The sequence below is a fragment of the Geothrix rubra genome (assembly GCF_030268065.1).
Taxonomy (GTDB): domain Bacteria; phylum Acidobacteriota; class Holophagae; order Holophagales; family Holophagaceae; genus Geothrix; species Geothrix rubra.
This window is the reverse complement of record NZ_BSDD01000003.1, coordinates 250810-265561: the sequence shown is the minus strand read 5'-3', so window position 1 is coordinate 265561 and position 14752 is coordinate 250810. Positions and strand designations below refer to the sequence as shown.

The following is a 14752-nucleotide window of genomic DNA, read 5'->3' as shown; positions in this document are numbered from 1 at the left end:
CTACCCGATCCGCACGGCGAAGAGGCGCTCGCCGTATTCCACGGGCTGGCCGTTCTCCACGAGGACCTTGACGACCTCGCCGGCCACATCGCTCTCGATCTCGTTCATGAGCTTCATGGCCTCGATGATGCAGAGCGTCTGGCCGGGCTTCACGAAGTCGCCGGGCTGGGCGTAGGGCGCGGACGTCGGGTTGGGGGCGCGGTAGAAGGTGCCGACGATGGGGCTGGTGACGTAGTGGATGCCGGGCTCGTCCGCGGGGACCTCGGGGGCGGCGGGCGCCACGGGCATGGAGGGCATCGACGGCGCGGGCAGGTGGTGCACAGCGGGGGTGCCCATCAGCACCGGGGCCTGCATGGACACGACGGGGGCAGGACCGTCCTTGCGGATCCGGAAGCGCATGTCCCCGGCCTCGAACTCGAACTCCTGGAAGGGCTCGCGGCCCACGAGGGCGATGAGGGCCTTGATCTCCTCCAGCCCCACGGTCTGGGGACCGGCGGGTCGGGAGGTCGCGGGCTTCTTGGCGGGGACGGGTTTCTTGCGGGAGGTGCTCATGGAAACTCCAGCGTACGGACCGTTCGGGGGAAGGGAACGAGCATAGCAAACCCCCTGGGGCCAGGGATCTCAGGATTCTTCGTCAGGCTCGGGGACTTCCGCCTTCCGGCGGCTTCGGGGGCCGGTTTCTTCCGCCCGGAATTCTTTCCGCGCGGCATCGAGGATGCCATTCAGGAATTGCGTGCCTTCCTGGTCGCTGAACTCCTTCACGATCTCCAGCGCCTCGTTGATGACGATGGGGAAGGGGATCTCCTTCACGAACATGAGCTCGTAGAGGCCCAGGCGGAGGAGGTTCCGGTCCACCACGGCCATGCGGTGGATCTTCCAGTGCTCGGCGTACCGGGCCAGGGCGGTGTCGATCTCCTCCAGGTGGCCGTGCACGCCGTCCACCAGCCGCCGGGCGTAGTAGAAGGCATCGCGGTTCAGGTCCTGGATGGCGTAGAAGCCCGCGAAGACCTGGTCCGGCTGGTAGCCGGTCACGTCCATGGCGTAGAGCATCTGGAGCGCGTACTCGCGCCCCCGTCGGCGGACACCCATCTACTTACGTCCCTTCGAACCCTTGAGGGCGTGGCCCAGGTCCACCATCTCGAGGAGGCTCTGGGCGGCTTCCCAGCCCTTGTTGCCCATCTTGGCGCCGGCGCGGTCGATGGCCTGCTCCACGGAATCCGTGGTGAGCACGCCGAAGGTGAGGGGCACGTTGGTGTCCAGGGCCACCTGGGCGGAGCCCTTGGTGACCTCGGCGGCGATCATGTCGAAGTGGGGCGTGCCGCCACGGATGACGGAGCCCAGCACCACCACGCCTGCATAGCGTCCGCTCCGGGCCGCCAGCTGGGCGGCCTGGGGCAGCTCGAAGCTGCCGGGGACGCGGATGAGGTCCATCTGCTCGTCGTGGCCGCCGTGGCGGAGGATGCAGTCCTTGGCGCCCTCGACGAGGCGCTCCACGATGAAGTCGTTCCAGCGCGAGGCCACCAGCGCGAAGCGGTCGCCCTCGTGCACGCGGATGTGGCCCTCAAAGATCCCCATGGGAACCCCCCGAAAGGTGGTTGGCTTGCTCGGACTGAGGAGCATACCACAGGTCAGGGGCCTGGCCCAGCCTGCAGGCCGGGACCCCGGGCCGCCGAGGCGATCCGGGGTCCCGGTCAAGGGCGTGGGGCTAGAGCTTCACCGTGTCCGCAACCTCCCGGAAGTCGGGGATCTGGTCGAAGTTCATGTAGCGGTAGATGTCGGCGGCCTTCTTGCCGACGATGCCGATCTGCTCCATGTACTCCGCCACGGTGGGGATCCGGCCGAGCAGGGCGCAGATGGCGGCCAGCTCCGCGGAGCCGAGGTACACCCGGGTGTCGATGCCCAGGCGGTTGGGGAAGTTGCGGGTGGAGGTGGACATGGCCGTGCTGCCCTTGCGGATCTGGGCCTGGTTGCCCATGCACAGCGAGCAGCCGGCCATCTCCATGCGGGCGCCGGTGCGGCCCAGGATGCCGTAGTAGCCCTCCTGGGTGAGGACGTAGGCGTCCATCTTCGTGGGGGGCGCGATCCACAGGCGGGTGGGCACGTCGGTCTTGCCGTCCAGCAGCTTCCCGGCGGCCCGGAAGTGGCCGATGTTCGTCATGCAGGAGCCGATGAACACCTCGTCGATCTTGTCCCCGGCCACGTCCGACAGCTTCTTGATGTCGTCGGGATCGTTGGGGCAGGCCACCAGGGGCTCCTTGACGTCCGCCAGGTCGATCTCGATGACGGCGGCGTACTCGGCGTCGGCGTCCGGCGCCAGCAGCTCGGGCTTCGCGATCCAGGCCTCCATGGCCTTGATGCGGCGCTCCAGCGTCTCCCGGTGCTCGTAGCCGTTGGCGATCATCCACTTCATGAGCGTGATGTTCGACGTCATGTATTCGATGATCGGCTCCTTGTCGAGCCGCACGGTGCAGCCCGCGGCGGAGCGCTCGGCGGAGGCGTCGGAGAGCTCGAAGGCCTGCTCCACCTTCAGCTTCGGCAGCCCCTCGATCTCGAGGATGCGGCCGCTGAAGACGTTCTTCTTGCCCTTCTTCTCCACGGTCAGCAGGCCCTGCTGGATGGCGTAGTAGGGGATGGCGTTCACGAGATCCCGCAGCGTGACGCCGGGCTGCAGCTCACCCTTGAACCGCACCAGCACGGACTCGGGCATGTCCAGGGGCATGACGCCCGTGGCGGCCGCGAAGGCCACCAGGCCCGAGCCCGCGGGGAAGGAGATGCCGATGGGGAAGCGGGTGTGAGAGTCGCCGCCGGTGCCCACGGTGTCGGGCAGCAGCAGGCGGTTCAGCCAGCTGTGGATGACGCCGTCGCCGGGGTTCAGGGACACGCCGCCGCGGTTCGTGATGAAGGGGGGCAGCTCGCGGTGGGTCTTCACATCCACCGGCTTCGGGTAGGGCGCGGTGTGGCAGAAGGACTGCATCACCATGTCGGCGGAGAACTGGAGGCAGGCGAGGTCCTTCAGCTCGTCGCGGGTCATGGGGCCCGTGGTGTCCTGGGAGCCCACGGTGGTCATCCTCGGCTCGCAGTAGGTGCCGGGGCGGATGCCCGTCACGCCGCAGGCGCGGCCCACCATCTTCTGCGCCAGGCTGAAGCCCTTGCCGGTGTCCTTCGGGACGGCGGGCAGGCGGAAGACCGTGGAGGCGGGCAGGCCCAGGGCCTGCCGGGCCTTGGCGGTGAGGCCGCGGCCGATGATCAGGGGGATGCGGCCGCCGGCGCGGACCTCGTCGAAGAGCACGTCGGACTTCACCTTGAACTCGGCGACGACCTGGCCGTTCTTCAGGGCCTTGCCCTCGTAGGGGCGCAGCTCCACCACGTCGCCCATCTCCATCTTGGAGACGTCCAGCTCGATGGGCAGGGCGCCGGCGTCCTCCATGGTGTTGTAGAAGATGGGGGCGATCTTGGAGCCCAGGCAGACGCCGCCGAAGCGCTTGTTGGGCACGAAGGGGATGTCCTCGCCCGTGAACCACAGCACGGAGTTGGTGGCGGACTTGCGGCTGGAGCCGGTGCCCACCACGTCGCCCACGTAGGCGATGAGGTGGCCCTTGGCCTTGAGGGCCTCCAGCTGCTTGAGCGGGCCCACCTTGCCGGGCTCGTCGGGCTCGATGCCGGGGCGGGGGTTCTTCAGCATGGCCAGGGCGTGGAGCGGGATGTCGGGTCGGCTCCAGGCGTCCGGCGCGGGGGAGAGGTCATCCGTGTTGGTCTCGCCGGACACCTTGAAGATGGTGACGGTGAGGCTCTGGGGCACCTCGGGCCGGCTGGTGAACCACTCGGCCTCGGCCCAGCTCTGCAGCACGGCCTTGGCGTGGGCATTGCCCTTGTCTGCCTTGGCCTTCACATCCCCGAAGGCGTCGAAGATGAGGAGGGTCTTCTTCAGGCCCTCGGCGGCCAGGGCGCCGACCTTGGCGTCGTCCAGCAGGTCGATGAGGGGTTTCACGTTGAAGCCGCCCAGCATGGTGCCCAGCAGCTCCGTGGCCTTCTCCCGGCTCACCAGGGGGCAGGCCTCCTTGCCCTTGGCCACGGCATCGAGGAAGCCGGCCTTCACGCGGGCGGCGTCATCCACGCCCGCGGGGACGCGGTGGACCAGGAGCTCCAGGAGGAAGGCCTCCTCGCCGGCGGGCGGAGCCATGAGGAGATCGACCAGCTCGTGGGTCTGGGCCTCGGTCAGGGGAAGGGCGGGAATGCCCTGGATGGCGCGTTCGGCGACGTGTTGACGGTAGGCTTGAAGCACGGTCATCTCCCCCAGAGTGCGCCGCCCGGCGCGGTCCGAACCCCCATTCTACCCCTCGGGGGCAGGAAAGAGAGCCGCTTTGGGAGTCCGCAGCAGGCTGGGATGTCGCCAGGAACCTCGGGGTGCGTGGCGAGTCCGGCTTGCCTAGTACCCCGCCGCCTGCCCGTCCTTGCGGCTCTCGCTGGCGCCGAAGTAGACCTTCTGCTTCGGATCCCAGCGGATGCCCTGGTAGCCGCCGTAGCCGCCCAGCATCCAGCCCACGCCATGGCCCATGTCCATGAGGGCGCGCACCGTCTCGTAGGGGAAGCCGCTCTCCAGCTGGATGGTGCCGGGCAGCCTCCCCTTCTCGCCGGTGGGCTCGGGGGACCCGTCGTGGCTCATGCGCGGGGCGTCCCCGGCCTCCTGGGCGTCCATGTGGAAGTCGACGAGGTCCATGACGATCTGCACGTGGCCGATGGGCTGGAACTCGCCGCCCATGACGCCGAAGCTGAGGAAGGGCTCGCCGTCCTTGGTGATGAAGGCCGGGATGATGGTGTGGAAGGGCCGCTTGCCCGGCGCGTAGGTATTGGCCTGGCCCTCCTCCAGCGTGAACAGCTCGCCGCGATCCTGGAGGCAGAAGCCCAGGTCGCCGGGCGTCATGCCGCTGCCCATGCCGCGGTAGTTGCTCTGGATGAGGCTCACCATGTTGCCCTGCCCATCGGCGGTGGTGAGGTAGATGGTGTCGCCCTCCTTCAGGGGCGGATGGCCCGCCTCCAGCCGCCGGGAGGCGCGGGTCTCGTTGATGAGGGCCCGCCGCTGGGCGGCGTAGTCCTTGGAGAGCAGCCAGGCCACGGGCACCTTGGCGAAGGCGGGATCGGCGTAGAACTTCGCCCGGTCCTCGAAGACCAGCTTCTTGGCCTCGGTGAAGAGATGGACGTGGCGCGGGCTGCCGAAGGGGATCTTCGAGAAGTCGTAGCCCTCGAGGATGTTCAGCATCTGCAGGGCCGCGATGCCCTGGCCGTTGGGGGGCAGCTCCCAGACGTCGTAGCCGCGGTAGTTCACAGAGAGGGGCTGCACCCACTCCGAGTGGTGGGCGGCCAGGTCGTCATAGCTCAGGAACCCGCCCTGCGCCTTCATGTAGGCGGCGATCTTTCGGGCGATCTCGCCCTGGTAGAAGGCGTCCCGGCCGCCTTTGGCCACCATCTCCAGGGTGTTGGCGAGGCGGGGGTTGCGGAAGACCTCGCCGCTGCGGGGGCCGCGCTTGCCGTCCACCGTGAAGGTCTCCAGGAAGCCGGGGTACTTGCCCAACGCGGGCACGCTGCGGTCCCAGTAGTAGGCGATGAGGTCGGACACCGGGAAGCCCTCCCGGGCGTAGCGGATGGCGGGGGCCAGCACCTCCGTCATGGGCAGCTTGCCGAACTTCCCGTGCAGCTCGAACCAGCCGTCCACGCAGCCCGGGACGGAGACGGGCAGGGGACCGTGGGGCGGGATGTGGGTGAGGCCGAGCTCCTTGAAGTGCGCGAGGGTGAGGGCCTTCGGCGAGCGCCCGCTGGCGTTCAGGCCGTAGAGCTTCCTCGTCTTGGCGTCCCACACGAGGGCGAAGAGGTCGCCGCCCATGCCCGAGCCCGTGGGCTCCATGAGGCCCAGGGCCGCGTCCGCCGCGATGGCCGCGTCCACGGCGGAGCCGCCGCGTTTCAGCACATCCAGGGCGATCTGGGTGACCAGGGGCTGGCTGGTGCAGGCCATGCCGTGCTGGGCTGCCACCTCCGAGCGGGTGGCGAAGGCCTGGCCGGTCACGCGGTCACCGGCCCGCAGGGGCAGGAGGACGAGCGCCAGGGCGAGGCAAGTCGTCGGGACGCGCATGGGACCTCCGGAAGATGAGGTCCATCCAACCACAAAGACCTCGTGACATGAGGCTTTATTTTCCGCGTCGTCCGGCCATCCTGGAAGCGGAGAGCCCATGTCCCTGGATGCCCCCGCCCGAACCGCCCTTCTCGAACGGTACCGCACGGGGCCGGCCCTCCTCCGGCAGGCCTGGCTGGAGGTGCCCGCGGCGGCCCGGTCCTGGCGTCCCAGCGAGGGGCGGTGGAGCGCCCAGGAGGTGGTGGTCCACTGCGCGGATTCGGAGACCTACGCCGCCATCCGCATCCGTCTCCTGCTGGCCGAGCGCGATCCGCTCATCGTGGGCTACGACGAGAACGAGTGGGCCCGGCGGTTCGACTATGCCGCCGCGGACCCTGACCTGGCCCTGCGTTTGATCGAGACCGTGCGGGCCCACACCTCCGCCACGCTGGACCGGGTGCCCGAGGAGGCCTGGGGCCGCCTGGGCCGGCACACGCAGAGCGGGGCCTACGGCACCGACGACTGGCTCCGGAACTACGCCGCACATCTGGAACTCCACACGGCCCAGATCCGCCGGAACCTCGCCGCCTGGGAGGGCAGGGCATGAGCGACGGGCTTGACCTGCAGACCTACTTCCGCCGCATCGGATTCCAGGGCGAGGCGCGCCCCGACCTGGCCACGCTGCAGGCCCTCCACCTGGCCCACGCCACCACCATCCCCTTCGAGAACCTGGATGTGCAGATGGGCCTGCCCATCCGGATCGACCTCGCCTCGCTCCAGGACAAGCTGGTCAGGCGGCGGCGCGGGGGGTACTGCTTCGAGCAGAACACCCTCTTCCTGGCGGCGCTGCGGGCCCTCGGCTTCGAGGTCCTGCCCTGCGAGGCCCGGGTGCGGTACGGGACGCTGGAGGTGCTGCCCCGCACCCACATGCTGCTGCTGGTCCGGCTGGCCGGCCTGCACTGGCTCGCCGACGTGGGCTTCGGGGGGGAGGGCCTGCTCCATCCAGTGCCCCTGGATGGCCTTGCCCATGCCCAGTTCCAGAGCACGTACCGGGTGGTGGACGAGGGCGGGCTGCGGGTGCTCCAGTCCCTCCGGCTGGGGACCTGGGAGGACCTCTACGCCTTCCTGCCCGAGGAACGGTTCGCCGTGGACTACGAGATGGCCAACCACTACACCAGCACCCACCCGGAGTCGCGGTTCGTGAGGACCCTCACGGCCCAGCTGCCCGGTCCCGACGTGCGCCGCATCCTCCGCAACCGGGCCTACGCCGAGATCCGGGGAGACGCCGTGGAGGGCAGGGAGCTGGCCCCCGACGAGGTGATCCCCACCCTGAGGGAGGTCTTCGGCCTCGACGTCCCCGAGGGGGCGCGCTTCAGGGCCTTCGAGGGCTGACCGTCAACGGGTGTAGCGGGCCGGGAGCGCCGCCAGTTCCCGGGACACCGCCTCCAGGAGGTCGACCTGGAGGGCCGGCGGGAGCGTTCCGGCCGCTGGGTAGATCCGCTCCTCCTCGAGGCGGTTATGGGGGGCCAGGCGCTTCCGGACGGCTTCCAGGGCCGCGCGGGCGCTCTCCAGATCCTGGGGGAGGCCCTCCAGGGCCTTCACCGCACCCGCCAGGGTGGCCATGAAACCGTCGTGGTCCGCCCGAAGCAGCCCGAGGGAGGCCCGCAGATCGGGGCGGACCTCCGAGAGCGCGGGGAACAGCACCCTGTGCTCGGCCCGGATGTGGACCGCGAGGCGCATCCAGAGGCGATCGAGCGTCGCGTGGGCCTCCCCCGGGGATCCACGCCCGAAGGCCTCCGTGGCCTGGTGGATCAGGCCGTCGATCTCGCCATGGTCAGCCGCCAGGCGGGCCGTGAGGGGGGACGGCCCGGGACCCGGCCCGGAAGATCCCATTTCAGGCCTTCACGGAGACGTAGACGACCACCAGTTCGGAATCCGGTGCGCTGGTGATCTCGTGGTGCTCCCCCGGATCCACGCGGAAGGTCACGCCGGGCCGGAGCGCATGGGAGGTTCCTTCGACGGTCAGGGTGCCTGCGCCGGACTCGATGTAGAACACCTCGGTCCAATCCGCATGGGCGTGGACCGGGGCGACCTGGCCCGGCTGGAAGGTGGCCCGGACGAACTGCTGGAGGTGCGGCACGACCCCCGGGCCGACCAGCAGGCACTTCTCGATGGCCGTGCCCGGGCCGAGGGGCGTGACAGGGAGATCCCGGAGGGCGTCGATCCGCATGGCCCCATGGTAATCCAGCCCTCTACCAGGCGACCGGCTTGCCGTCCCGCCAGAAGCCGCCGGTGACCTCAGGCCCGGCCTCGGTGATGGCCCACAGGATGCTGGCCGCGCCCTGGCCCAGGCTGCGGGGGGCCTCGGGCCCGCCCATGTCCGTGCGCACCCAGCCCGGGCAGACGGCGTTCACGGCGATGCCGCGGGATTTCAGGGCCTCGGCCAGCTGCACGGTGACGGCGTTGAGGGCCGTCTTGGAGACACAGTAGGCCGGGGCCCAGGTGGAGGGCTCGCTGAGCTGGCCGCCCCCGCTGCTCACGTTCACGATGCGGGCGCCCGGCGGCATCATCGGCGCGAAGGCCTGGGCCATCCGCAGGGCGCCGAGGACGTTGGTCTCCAGCGTGCGCCGGAAGGTGTCGCCGTCCACCTCCAGCACTCCCAGGTGGGCGTCCAGCAGGACACCCGCGTTGTTCACCAGGACGTCGAGTCGGCCGTGGCGCGTCCGCACGGCCTCCGCGGCGGCGCGGACGGAACCCTCGTCGGCCACGTCGAGCGTCAGGATCTCCAGGTCCATGAGCGGCTCGGGGCTCCGCATCCCCGCGATCACGGTGTAGCCCCGGGCCAGGAGGCGCAGGGCCACCTCCCGGCCCAGGCCGCGGCTGGCGCCCGTGACGAGCGCAACGGAAGGTTCGTTCATGGCTTCCCCCAGGTGGCGACGGGCCCCGGATGCAGGTCGGGTCCTTCGAGGATGCGATGCTGGCCGGGCGCCAGGGCCAGGGCGGCGGTGAGCAGGGCGTCCGCCACCTCGCGGACATGGACCGGCGCCCAGCGCCACCAGCCTGCGCGGCGCGCGAAGAGCCCCCGCCCCAGGGCCAGCCAGGGCGGGGCGAGGAGGCGCAGCACCAGGACCTCGCCCAGCCGGAATTCCGCCCGGTCGCTCACGAGGAACGAGGGCCGGGCGATCACGTGGGCGAGCCCGCTGGCGGCCAGGCCGGCCTCCACCTCGGCCTTGGCCGTCAGGTAGAGGCCCCGGGGACGGTCCGCGCCGACGCTGCTCACGAGGCCGACGCGGGCCTCCGGGTGCGCGGCGGCCAGGCCCCGGATCAGGCGGAGGGGGAGGTCCCGGTCCACCTGCAGGAAGGCCTCATCGCTGCCGGCCCTGGCGCGGGTGGTGCCCAGGGCGATGAGGAGCAGGTCGCAGGGACCGGCCAGGGCCCGGGCGCAGGCCCCCTCGTCCTCGAAGTCGAGGATCTCCTCCCGCAGGTTCGGGGCGGAGACCGGGAGGCCGGGGCGCCGCACCAGCGCCCGCACCTGGAGGTCGGGGCGCGCCGCCAGCCGGGCCAGGAGCCGCCGGCCCACCTCGCCGGTCCCGCCCGCCACCACCACGTCCCGCACCATGGCACCATGCTGCCACGGAAGGGCGGGACGGACATGGCCAAGGCACCCAGCACGAACGCCACGCGGCTGCTGAAGCAGGCGGGGATCGCCTACACCGAACATCTCTATCGGTACGAGGACCACGGCGGCACCCGCGTGAGCGCCCGGGAGCTGGGCGTGGACGAGCACGCCGTCATCAAGACCCTGGTGATGGAGGACGAGACCGGCGCGCCGCTGATCATCCTCATGCACGGGGACCGGGAGGTCAGCACGAAGGAGCTGGCGCGGCAGGTGGGTGCGAAATCTGTCCAGCCCTGCCGGCCGGAGGTGGCCAACCGGCACAGCGGCTACCTCGTGGGCGGCACCAGTCCCCTGGGCACCCGGAAGGCCATGCCGGTCCATGCCGAGGCCACGATCTTCGACCTGGACCGCCTCTACCTCAACGGCGGCAGCCGGGGCTTCCTCGTGGGGCTGGACCCGAAGGACCTGGACCGCGTGCTCGAGGTGAACCGGGTGTCCGTGGCCCTCGCGTAGGCACGGGCCGGTTCCAGCTTCGAGATTGGGACTCTCCGGGAGGGGAGGTGCCTGTGACGACGGTCATCGTTCCGCGCCTCAGGGTTGGGCCTGTGCTACCTTCCCTCCCAACCTACCCAGCCCATCCACCGCACCCCGTTCTCGGAGCCCTCCATGAGCGATGTGGACATCAGCATCACCCAGCAGGCCACCATCCAGGCCCTCCAGAAGGGCGAGGCGGCGATCCCCATGCGGGGCTGGCTGGCCAAGCAGGCGGCGATCAACTACGAGGTGGAGCGGGCCCTGGCGGAGGAGGACCCCGCGGCCTTCTGGTCCGAGAAGGCGAAGGCCCTGGACTGGCATGCCCCCTGGACGGAGACGCTGCGCTTCGAGGCGCCGAACCACGCCTGGTTCCTGGGCGGGAAGCTGAACGCCACGGTGAGCTGCATCGACCGCCACGTGCACAGCGATCGCCGGAACAAGGCGGCCGTCATCTGGGTGGGCGAGGACGGCGAGGAGCGGACCTACACCTACAACCGGCTCTACCGCGAGATGAACCGCTTCGCGAACACCCTCAAGCGCCTGGGTGTCCGCGCGGGCGACCGGGTCATCCTCTACATGCCGCTCACCCCGGAGGGCATCATCTCCATGCTGGCCTGCGCCCGCATCGGCGCCATCCACAGCGTGGTGTACGCCGGCATGGGCGTGCAGGCCCTCAAGTCCCGCATCGAGGATGCCGGGGCCAAGGTGGTGGTGTGCTCCGACTTCACCTACCGCCGCGGCAAGGCCACGGCCCTGAAGCCCATCGTGGACGAGGCCGTGCGGGACCTGGCCTTCGTGGACCACGTGATCGTCCACCGCCGCGGCTCCCGGCCCGGCGATGCGCCCGTGACGTTCGCCAGCGAGCGCGAGAAGGACTTCTACGACATCCAGCGGGGCCGGGAGATCCACTGCGAGCCCGAGATGGTGGACGCCGAGCACCCGCTCTTCATCCTCTACACCAGCGGCACCACCGGGAAGCCCAAGGGCGTGGTCCATGCCACCGGCGGCTACCTGGTGGGCGTGAACTACCTGGCCAAGGCCTTCTTCCAGATCCAGGAGCGGGACATCTACTGGAGCACCTCGGACATCGGCTGGATCGTGGGCCACAGCTTCATCGTCTACGGGCCCCTCAGCATCGGCGCCACGGTGCTCTGCCGGGAAGGCGCGCCGGACTACCCAAGCCCGGACGTGACCTGGGAGATCTGCGAGCGGTTCGGGGTGAACGTCATGTTCACGGCGCCCACGGCCGTGCGCATGTGGATGAGCCACGGGGCCGAGGCGCCGGGGAAGTTCGACCTCTCGAAGCTGCGCCTGATGGCCTGCGCCGGGGAGCCCCTGAACCCCGAGGCCCATCGCTGGGCCCAGCAGCACCTCGTGGGCCAGGGCAACGGCATGGTGGTGGACAACTGGTGGCAGACGGAGATCGCGGGACCCGTGATCGGCACCTTGCCCACCTTCGAGGCGCGGCCGGGCAAAGCCGGCAAGCCCATGCCCGGCGTCCGCCTCGCCGTGGTGAACCGGGATGGCACGCCGGTCCCCGACGGCCAGGGCGGCCTGCTGGTCATCAAGTTCCCGCTGCCCTACATGCTCCGCACCGTCTGGAACGACCCGAAGCGCTACGAGGACTACTGGCGTGACATCCCCGGCTGCTACAGCGCCGGCGACGTGGCCGTGAAGGACGCCGACGGCTACGTGGCCGTGCTGGGCCGGGCCGACGACGTGCTGAACGTGGCCGGCCACCGCATCGGCACCGCCGACGTGGAGGGCTCCCTCATCCGGCATCCCGCCGTGGCCGAGAGCGCCGTGGTGGGCATCCCCGATCCCATCAAGGGCGAGACCATCAAGGCCTTCGTGGTGGTGCGGCCCGGTGTCGCCACGGGGCCGGGCCTCATCGCCAGCCTCAAGGACCACGTCCGCGAGGACCTGGGCGGCATCGCCATGCCCAGCGACATCGAGATCCGCGCAAGCCTGCCCAAGACCCGGTCGGGGAAGATCGTCCGCCGCGCCCTCAAGGCCGAGGCCCTGGGGCAGGATCCGGGGGACCTGAGCACCCTGGCGGATTGATATTCTCCGGGGGTTCCCCTCGCCACGCAGGCGTGGCGAGGATCTAGGGTCGCGCTGCGCGCCTCCACGTGATGCGTCGCTCCCGCTCGCCGGAGGTTCGCGGACGTGGAGCCTCCCCCCGGACCCCGCGCCCGCCACGGCTAGGCAGGGGGCTTGGCGGCCCGTTCCCGCTACCATCTCCGGATGCCTCCCCGCCGCCTGTCCGCCCTGGTCCTGCTCGGCTTCGCCTCGGGGCTGCCCCTGTACCTGACGGGCTCGACGCTGAAGGCGTGGATGACGGAGGAGGGGCTGGACCTGCGGACCATCGGCATCTTCTCGCTGGTGACCCTCCCCTATTCCCTGAAGTTCCTGTGGGCGCCGGTGCTGGACCGCTACGTGCCGCCCCTGCTGGGGCGACGCCGGGGCTGGCTCCTGCTGGCCCAGGGGGCCCTGGCGGCCTGTCTGGCGATCCTCGCCCTCTCCGACCCGCGCATCTCCCTCCTCCGCGTGGCCCTGCTGGCGGTGGCCGTGGCCTTCGCCAGCGCCAGCCAGGACATCGCCACGGACGCCTGGCGGGCGGAGGTGCTGCCGCCGGCCTACCTGGGGCTGGGCAACTCCATCCACATCGGGGCCTACCGCCTGGCCATGCTCGTGAGCGGGGCCGGGGCGCTCATCCTGGCGGACCGTCTGGGCTGGCGGGCCACCTACCTGGCCATGGCGGCGCTGATGGCGGCCTCGGCGGCGGGAACGCTGCTGGCGGAATCCACGGATGCCGTGGCTCGGCCGCCCCGGACCCTCCGGGCGGCGCTGGTGGAACCCCTCCGCGACTTCTTCTCCCGGCCGGGCTTCGGGGAGATCCTGGCCTTCTGCGTCCTCTACAAGATCGGGGACCAGCTCGCGGATTCCATGACCGTGCCCTTTCTCATCCGGGGCATGGGCTTCAGCCTCACGGTGATCGGCGCCACCACCAAGACCGTGGGCATCACCTTCATCATCGTGGGGGGGCTGGTGGGCGGGGCCCTCCTGCTGAGGCTGAGCCTGCGCCGGGCCCTGTGGATCTTCGGCTTCGTCCAGGCGGGCTCCATCCTGGCCTTCTGGGCCCTGTCGCGGGTGGGGCCGAGCCTCGGCATGCTGGTGGGCGCCCTGGCCCTGGAGAACCTGGCCTTCGGCATGGGCGGCGCGGCCTTCGCCGCCTTCCTCATGGGCCAGTGCGACAAGCGCTTCACGGGCACCCAGTACGCCCTGCTCACCAGCCTCATGGCCCTGTCCCGCGGCTTCCTGGCCGCGCCCATGGGGGAGCTGGCGAAGCGCCTGGGCTGGTCCGGCTACTTCCTCTTCTGCGCCGTCATCGCCATTCCCGGCCTGCTGCTCCTGCTGCGCTGGGACCGCTGGCGCATCCCCGATCCGGAGGCTCCATGATCCGACGTCCTGTCCGGCTGGCCGCCCTGGCCCTCGCCCCGGCGGCCCTCCTGTCCGCGCAGGGGAAGCCGCAGCCTCTCCAGCCGGCCCCGCCGGCCGCCCCCGTCCCGCCGCTGCGGGCGGAGCTCGCGGCCGGGGAGGCGGCTTCGCCCGAGGCCCTGGTGAATGCCCTCTATGCCTTCATCTCCGGTCCGGCGGGGCAGAAGCGCGACCTGGCGAAGATCCGGGCGCTCTTCCATGCCACGGCCCGCGTGGAGGTGGCGGGGAACCATCCCGAGAAGGGGGCCTTCCTCCGGGTGATCGAGCTGGAGCCCTTCCTGGCCTTCGCGGTGCCCCAGTGGGAGACGGGCTTCTTCGAGCAGGCCGCGGCCGCCCCGGTGGTGAAGCGTTGGCAGGGCCTGGCCCAGGTCTGGACGCCCTACGCCATCCGCCGCACGGCCGGGGGACCGGTTGCGTTCACCGGCGTGAACGCCCTCCAGTGCGCCTGGGACGGCAAGCGCTGGTGGATCACGCACCTCGCCTTCGAGAGCGCGGCCGCGGTGCCGCCCCCGAAGCCGTAGGGCCTATTTCGCCAGGGGCCGGCTCCGCGCCCGCCAGGCGCGCATGCCGCCCTTGAGGACGTAGAGCCAGTCGAACCCCCGCTCCCGCAGCAGGGCGTAGGCCCGGTGGGACACTTCGTCCGTGTCGTCGACCAGCACGAGGGCCCGCTGGGCCGCGGGATCGGGGGTGCGGAAGCGGGCGGCGAGCTGGTCCAGGGTGAGGTTCATGGCGCCGCGGATGTGGCCCCGCTGGAAGGCCTCGGGTTCCCGCAGGTCCAGCACCAGGGCCCCTGTGCCGAGGAGCAGCTCCTCCAGCTGGAGGGGATCGAGCACCGGGCGGTGGCGGCCCCGCTGCCAGGACCGGAAGCGCGGGAACCCGACCCCGGCCAGGATCAGCAGGCAGAGGCCCGCGAAGACCAGGCTCGGCACCTGGGGGTGGGCCTGGATCCATTGGCTCCAGCCAGGAGGGGGATCCTGCAGAAGAAAGGGCATGGG

General features: G+C 70.7%; 16 protein-coding genes. 6 read left to right on the top strand and 10 right to left on the bottom strand.

Annotated elements, in window-relative coordinates; translation table 11 throughout:
* The 5 genes from accB to ggt form a co-directional block, all read right to left on the bottom strand.
* Complete coding sequence (accB, locus tag QSJ33_RS09250) at nucleotides 1-552, bottom strand: acetyl-CoA carboxylase biotin carboxyl carrier protein (RefSeq protein WP_285724862.1); 552 nt, start codon at nucleotides 550-552, stop codon at nucleotides 1-3.
* A 69-nt stretch (nucleotides 553-621) separates the two neighbouring features.
* A complete protein-coding gene (gene nusB / locus QSJ33_RS09245) occupies nucleotides 622-1089 on the bottom strand; it encodes a transcription antitermination factor NusB (protein ID WP_285724860.1) in 468 nt (155 codons plus the stop codon).
* Nucleotides 1090-1575, bottom strand: a complete 486-nt coding sequence (gene ribH / locus QSJ33_RS09240; RefSeq protein WP_285724859.1) for a 6,7-dimethyl-8-ribityllumazine synthase — start codon at nucleotides 1573-1575, stop codon at nucleotides 1090-1092.
* 130 nt (nucleotides 1576-1705) lie between these two features.
* Nucleotides 1706-4282, bottom strand: coding sequence for a bifunctional aconitate hydratase 2/2-methylisocitrate dehydratase (gene acnB / locus QSJ33_RS09235; RefSeq protein WP_285724857.1), 2577 nt, complete (start codon nucleotides 4280-4282; stop codon nucleotides 1706-1708).
* 144 nt (nucleotides 4283-4426) lie between these two features.
* Nucleotides 4427-6124 (bottom strand): gamma-glutamyltransferase, encoded by a 1698-nt coding sequence (gene ggt / locus QSJ33_RS09230; RefSeq protein ID WP_285724854.1) that lies wholly within the window; start codon nucleotides 6122-6124, stop codon nucleotides 4427-4429.
* A gap of 97 nt (nucleotides 6125-6221) precedes the next feature.
* Between ggt and QSJ33_RS09225 the strand changes: the two genes are divergently transcribed.
* On the top strand, nucleotides 6222-6710 hold the full coding sequence (locus QSJ33_RS09225; RefSeq protein ID WP_285724852.1) for a DinB family protein: 489 nt from the start codon (nucleotides 6222-6224) through the stop codon (nucleotides 6708-6710).
* Nucleotides 6707-7495 (top strand): arylamine N-acetyltransferase family protein, encoded by a 789-nt coding sequence (locus QSJ33_RS09220; RefSeq protein WP_285724850.1) that lies wholly within the window; start codon nucleotides 6707-6709, stop codon nucleotides 7493-7495. Before QSJ33_RS09225 ends, QSJ33_RS09220 begins: the two co-directional genes overlap by 4 nt.
* Before the next feature lie 3 nt (nucleotides 7496-7498).
* On the opposite strand, the gene QSJ33_RS09215 is transcribed toward QSJ33_RS09220, so the two are convergent.
* Genes QSJ33_RS09215 through QSJ33_RS09200 form a run of 4 tightly spaced genes read right to left on the bottom strand, consistent with a single transcriptional unit; the run spans nucleotide 7499 to nucleotide 9722 of the window.
* Nucleotides 7499-7996 carry a hemerythrin domain-containing protein gene (locus QSJ33_RS09215; RefSeq protein WP_285724848.1) on the bottom strand — a complete coding sequence of 166 codons (498 nt, stop codon included), beginning with the start codon at nucleotides 7994-7996 and terminating at the stop codon, nucleotides 7499-7501.
* A gap of 1 nt (nucleotide 7997) precedes the next feature.
* The gene (locus QSJ33_RS09210) at nucleotides 7998-8333 is read right to left on the bottom strand and encodes a cupin domain-containing protein (RefSeq protein WP_285724845.1); all 336 of its coding nucleotides are present in this window, start codon (nucleotides 8331-8333) and stop codon (nucleotides 7998-8000) included.
* 22 nt (nucleotides 8334-8355) lie between these two features.
* The gene (locus QSJ33_RS09205; protein ID WP_285724842.1) at nucleotides 8356-9021 is read right to left on the bottom strand and encodes an SDR family NAD(P)-dependent oxidoreductase; all 666 of its coding nucleotides are present in this window, start codon (nucleotides 9019-9021) and stop codon (nucleotides 8356-8358) included.
* Nucleotides 9018-9722 (bottom strand): NAD(P)H-binding protein, encoded by a 705-nt coding sequence (locus tag QSJ33_RS09200; protein ID WP_285724840.1) that lies wholly within the window; start codon nucleotides 9720-9722, stop codon nucleotides 9018-9020. Before QSJ33_RS09200 ends, QSJ33_RS09205 begins: the two co-directional genes overlap by 4 nt.
* Before the next feature lie 33 nt (nucleotides 9723-9755).
* On the opposite strand from QSJ33_RS09200, the gene ybaK reads away from it, so the two are divergent.
* The 4 genes from ybaK to QSJ33_RS09180 all read left to right on the top strand — a co-directional run bounded on the left by ybaK (nucleotide 9756) and on the right by QSJ33_RS09180 (nucleotide 14278).
* Complete coding sequence (ybaK, locus tag QSJ33_RS09195; RefSeq protein WP_285724838.1) at nucleotides 9756-10235, top strand: Cys-tRNA(Pro) deacylase; 480 nt, start codon at nucleotides 9756-9758, stop codon at nucleotides 10233-10235.
* A 153-nt stretch (nucleotides 10236-10388) separates the two neighbouring features.
* Complete coding sequence (gene acs / locus QSJ33_RS09190; RefSeq protein ID WP_285724836.1) at nucleotides 10389-12320, top strand: acetate--CoA ligase; 1932 nt, start codon at nucleotides 10389-10391, stop codon at nucleotides 12318-12320.
* Between the two features lie 153 nt (nucleotides 12321-12473).
* Nucleotides 12474-13718 carry an AmpG family muropeptide MFS transporter gene (locus tag QSJ33_RS09185; protein ID WP_285724834.1) on the top strand — a complete coding sequence of 415 codons (1245 nt, stop codon included), beginning with the start codon at nucleotides 12474-12476 and terminating at the stop codon, nucleotides 13716-13718.
* Nucleotides 13715-14278 carry a hypothetical protein gene (locus QSJ33_RS09180; RefSeq protein WP_285724832.1) on the top strand — a complete coding sequence of 188 codons (564 nt, stop codon included), beginning with the start codon at nucleotides 13715-13717 and terminating at the stop codon, nucleotides 14276-14278. The genes QSJ33_RS09185 and QSJ33_RS09180 overlap by 4 nt, the downstream gene beginning before the upstream one ends.
* 3 nt (nucleotides 14279-14281) lie before the next feature.
* Here QSJ33_RS09180 and QSJ33_RS09175 read toward each other — a convergent pair whose 3' ends face one another.
* Entirely contained in the window at nucleotides 14282-14749 is a 468-nt protein-coding gene (locus QSJ33_RS09175) for a rhodanese-like domain-containing protein (RefSeq protein ID WP_285724830.1), read from the bottom strand.
* Nucleotides 14750-14752: the final 3 nt, after the last annotated feature.

Coding starts and splice junctions, on each gene's coding strand:
- ggt (WP_285724854.1), bottom strand. CDS start 6,124: ATGCGCGTCCCGACGACTTGCCTCGCCCTGGCGCTCGTCCTCCTGCCC.
- ybaK (WP_285724838.1), top strand. CDS start 9,756: ATGGCCAAGGCACCCAGCACGAACGCCACGCGGCTGCTGAAGCAGGCG.
- QSJ33_RS09215 (WP_285724848.1), bottom strand. CDS start 7,996: ATGGGATCTTCCGGGCCGGGTCCCGGGCCGTCCCCCCTCACGGCCCGC.
- accB (WP_285724862.1), bottom strand. CDS start 552: ATGAGCACCTCCCGCAAGAAACCCGTCCCCGCCAAGAAGCCCGCGACC.
- ribH (WP_285724859.1), bottom strand. CDS start 1,575: ATGGGGATCTTTGAGGGCCACATCCGCGTGCACGAGGGCGACCGCTTC.
- QSJ33_RS09175 (WP_285724830.1), bottom strand. CDS start 14,749: ATGCCCTTTCTTCTGCAGGATCCCCCTCCTGGCTGGAGCCAATGGATC.
- QSJ33_RS09210 (WP_285724845.1), bottom strand. CDS start 8,333: ATGCGGATCGACGCCCTCCGGGATCTCCCTGTCACGCCCCTCGGCCCG.
- QSJ33_RS09200 (WP_285724840.1), bottom strand. CDS start 9,722: ATGGTGCGGGACGTGGTGGTGGCGGGCGGGACCGGCGAGGTGGGCCGG.
- acs (WP_285724836.1), top strand. CDS start 10,389: ATGAGCGATGTGGACATCAGCATCACCCAGCAGGCCACCATCCAGGCC.
- QSJ33_RS09220 (WP_285724850.1), top strand. CDS start 6,707: ATGAGCGACGGGCTTGACCTGCAGACCTACTTCCGCCGCATCGGATTC.
- QSJ33_RS09205 (WP_285724842.1), bottom strand. CDS start 9,021: ATGAACGAACCTTCCGTTGCGCTCGTCACGGGCGCCAGCCGCGGCCTG.
- nusB (WP_285724860.1), bottom strand. CDS start 1,089: ATGGGTGTCCGCCGACGGGGGCGCGAGTACGCGCTCCAGATGCTCTAC.
- QSJ33_RS09180 (WP_285724832.1), top strand. CDS start 13,715: ATGATCCGACGTCCTGTCCGGCTGGCCGCCCTGGCCCTCGCCCCGGCG.
- QSJ33_RS09225 (WP_285724852.1), top strand. CDS start 6,222: ATGTCCCTGGATGCCCCCGCCCGAACCGCCCTTCTCGAACGGTACCGC.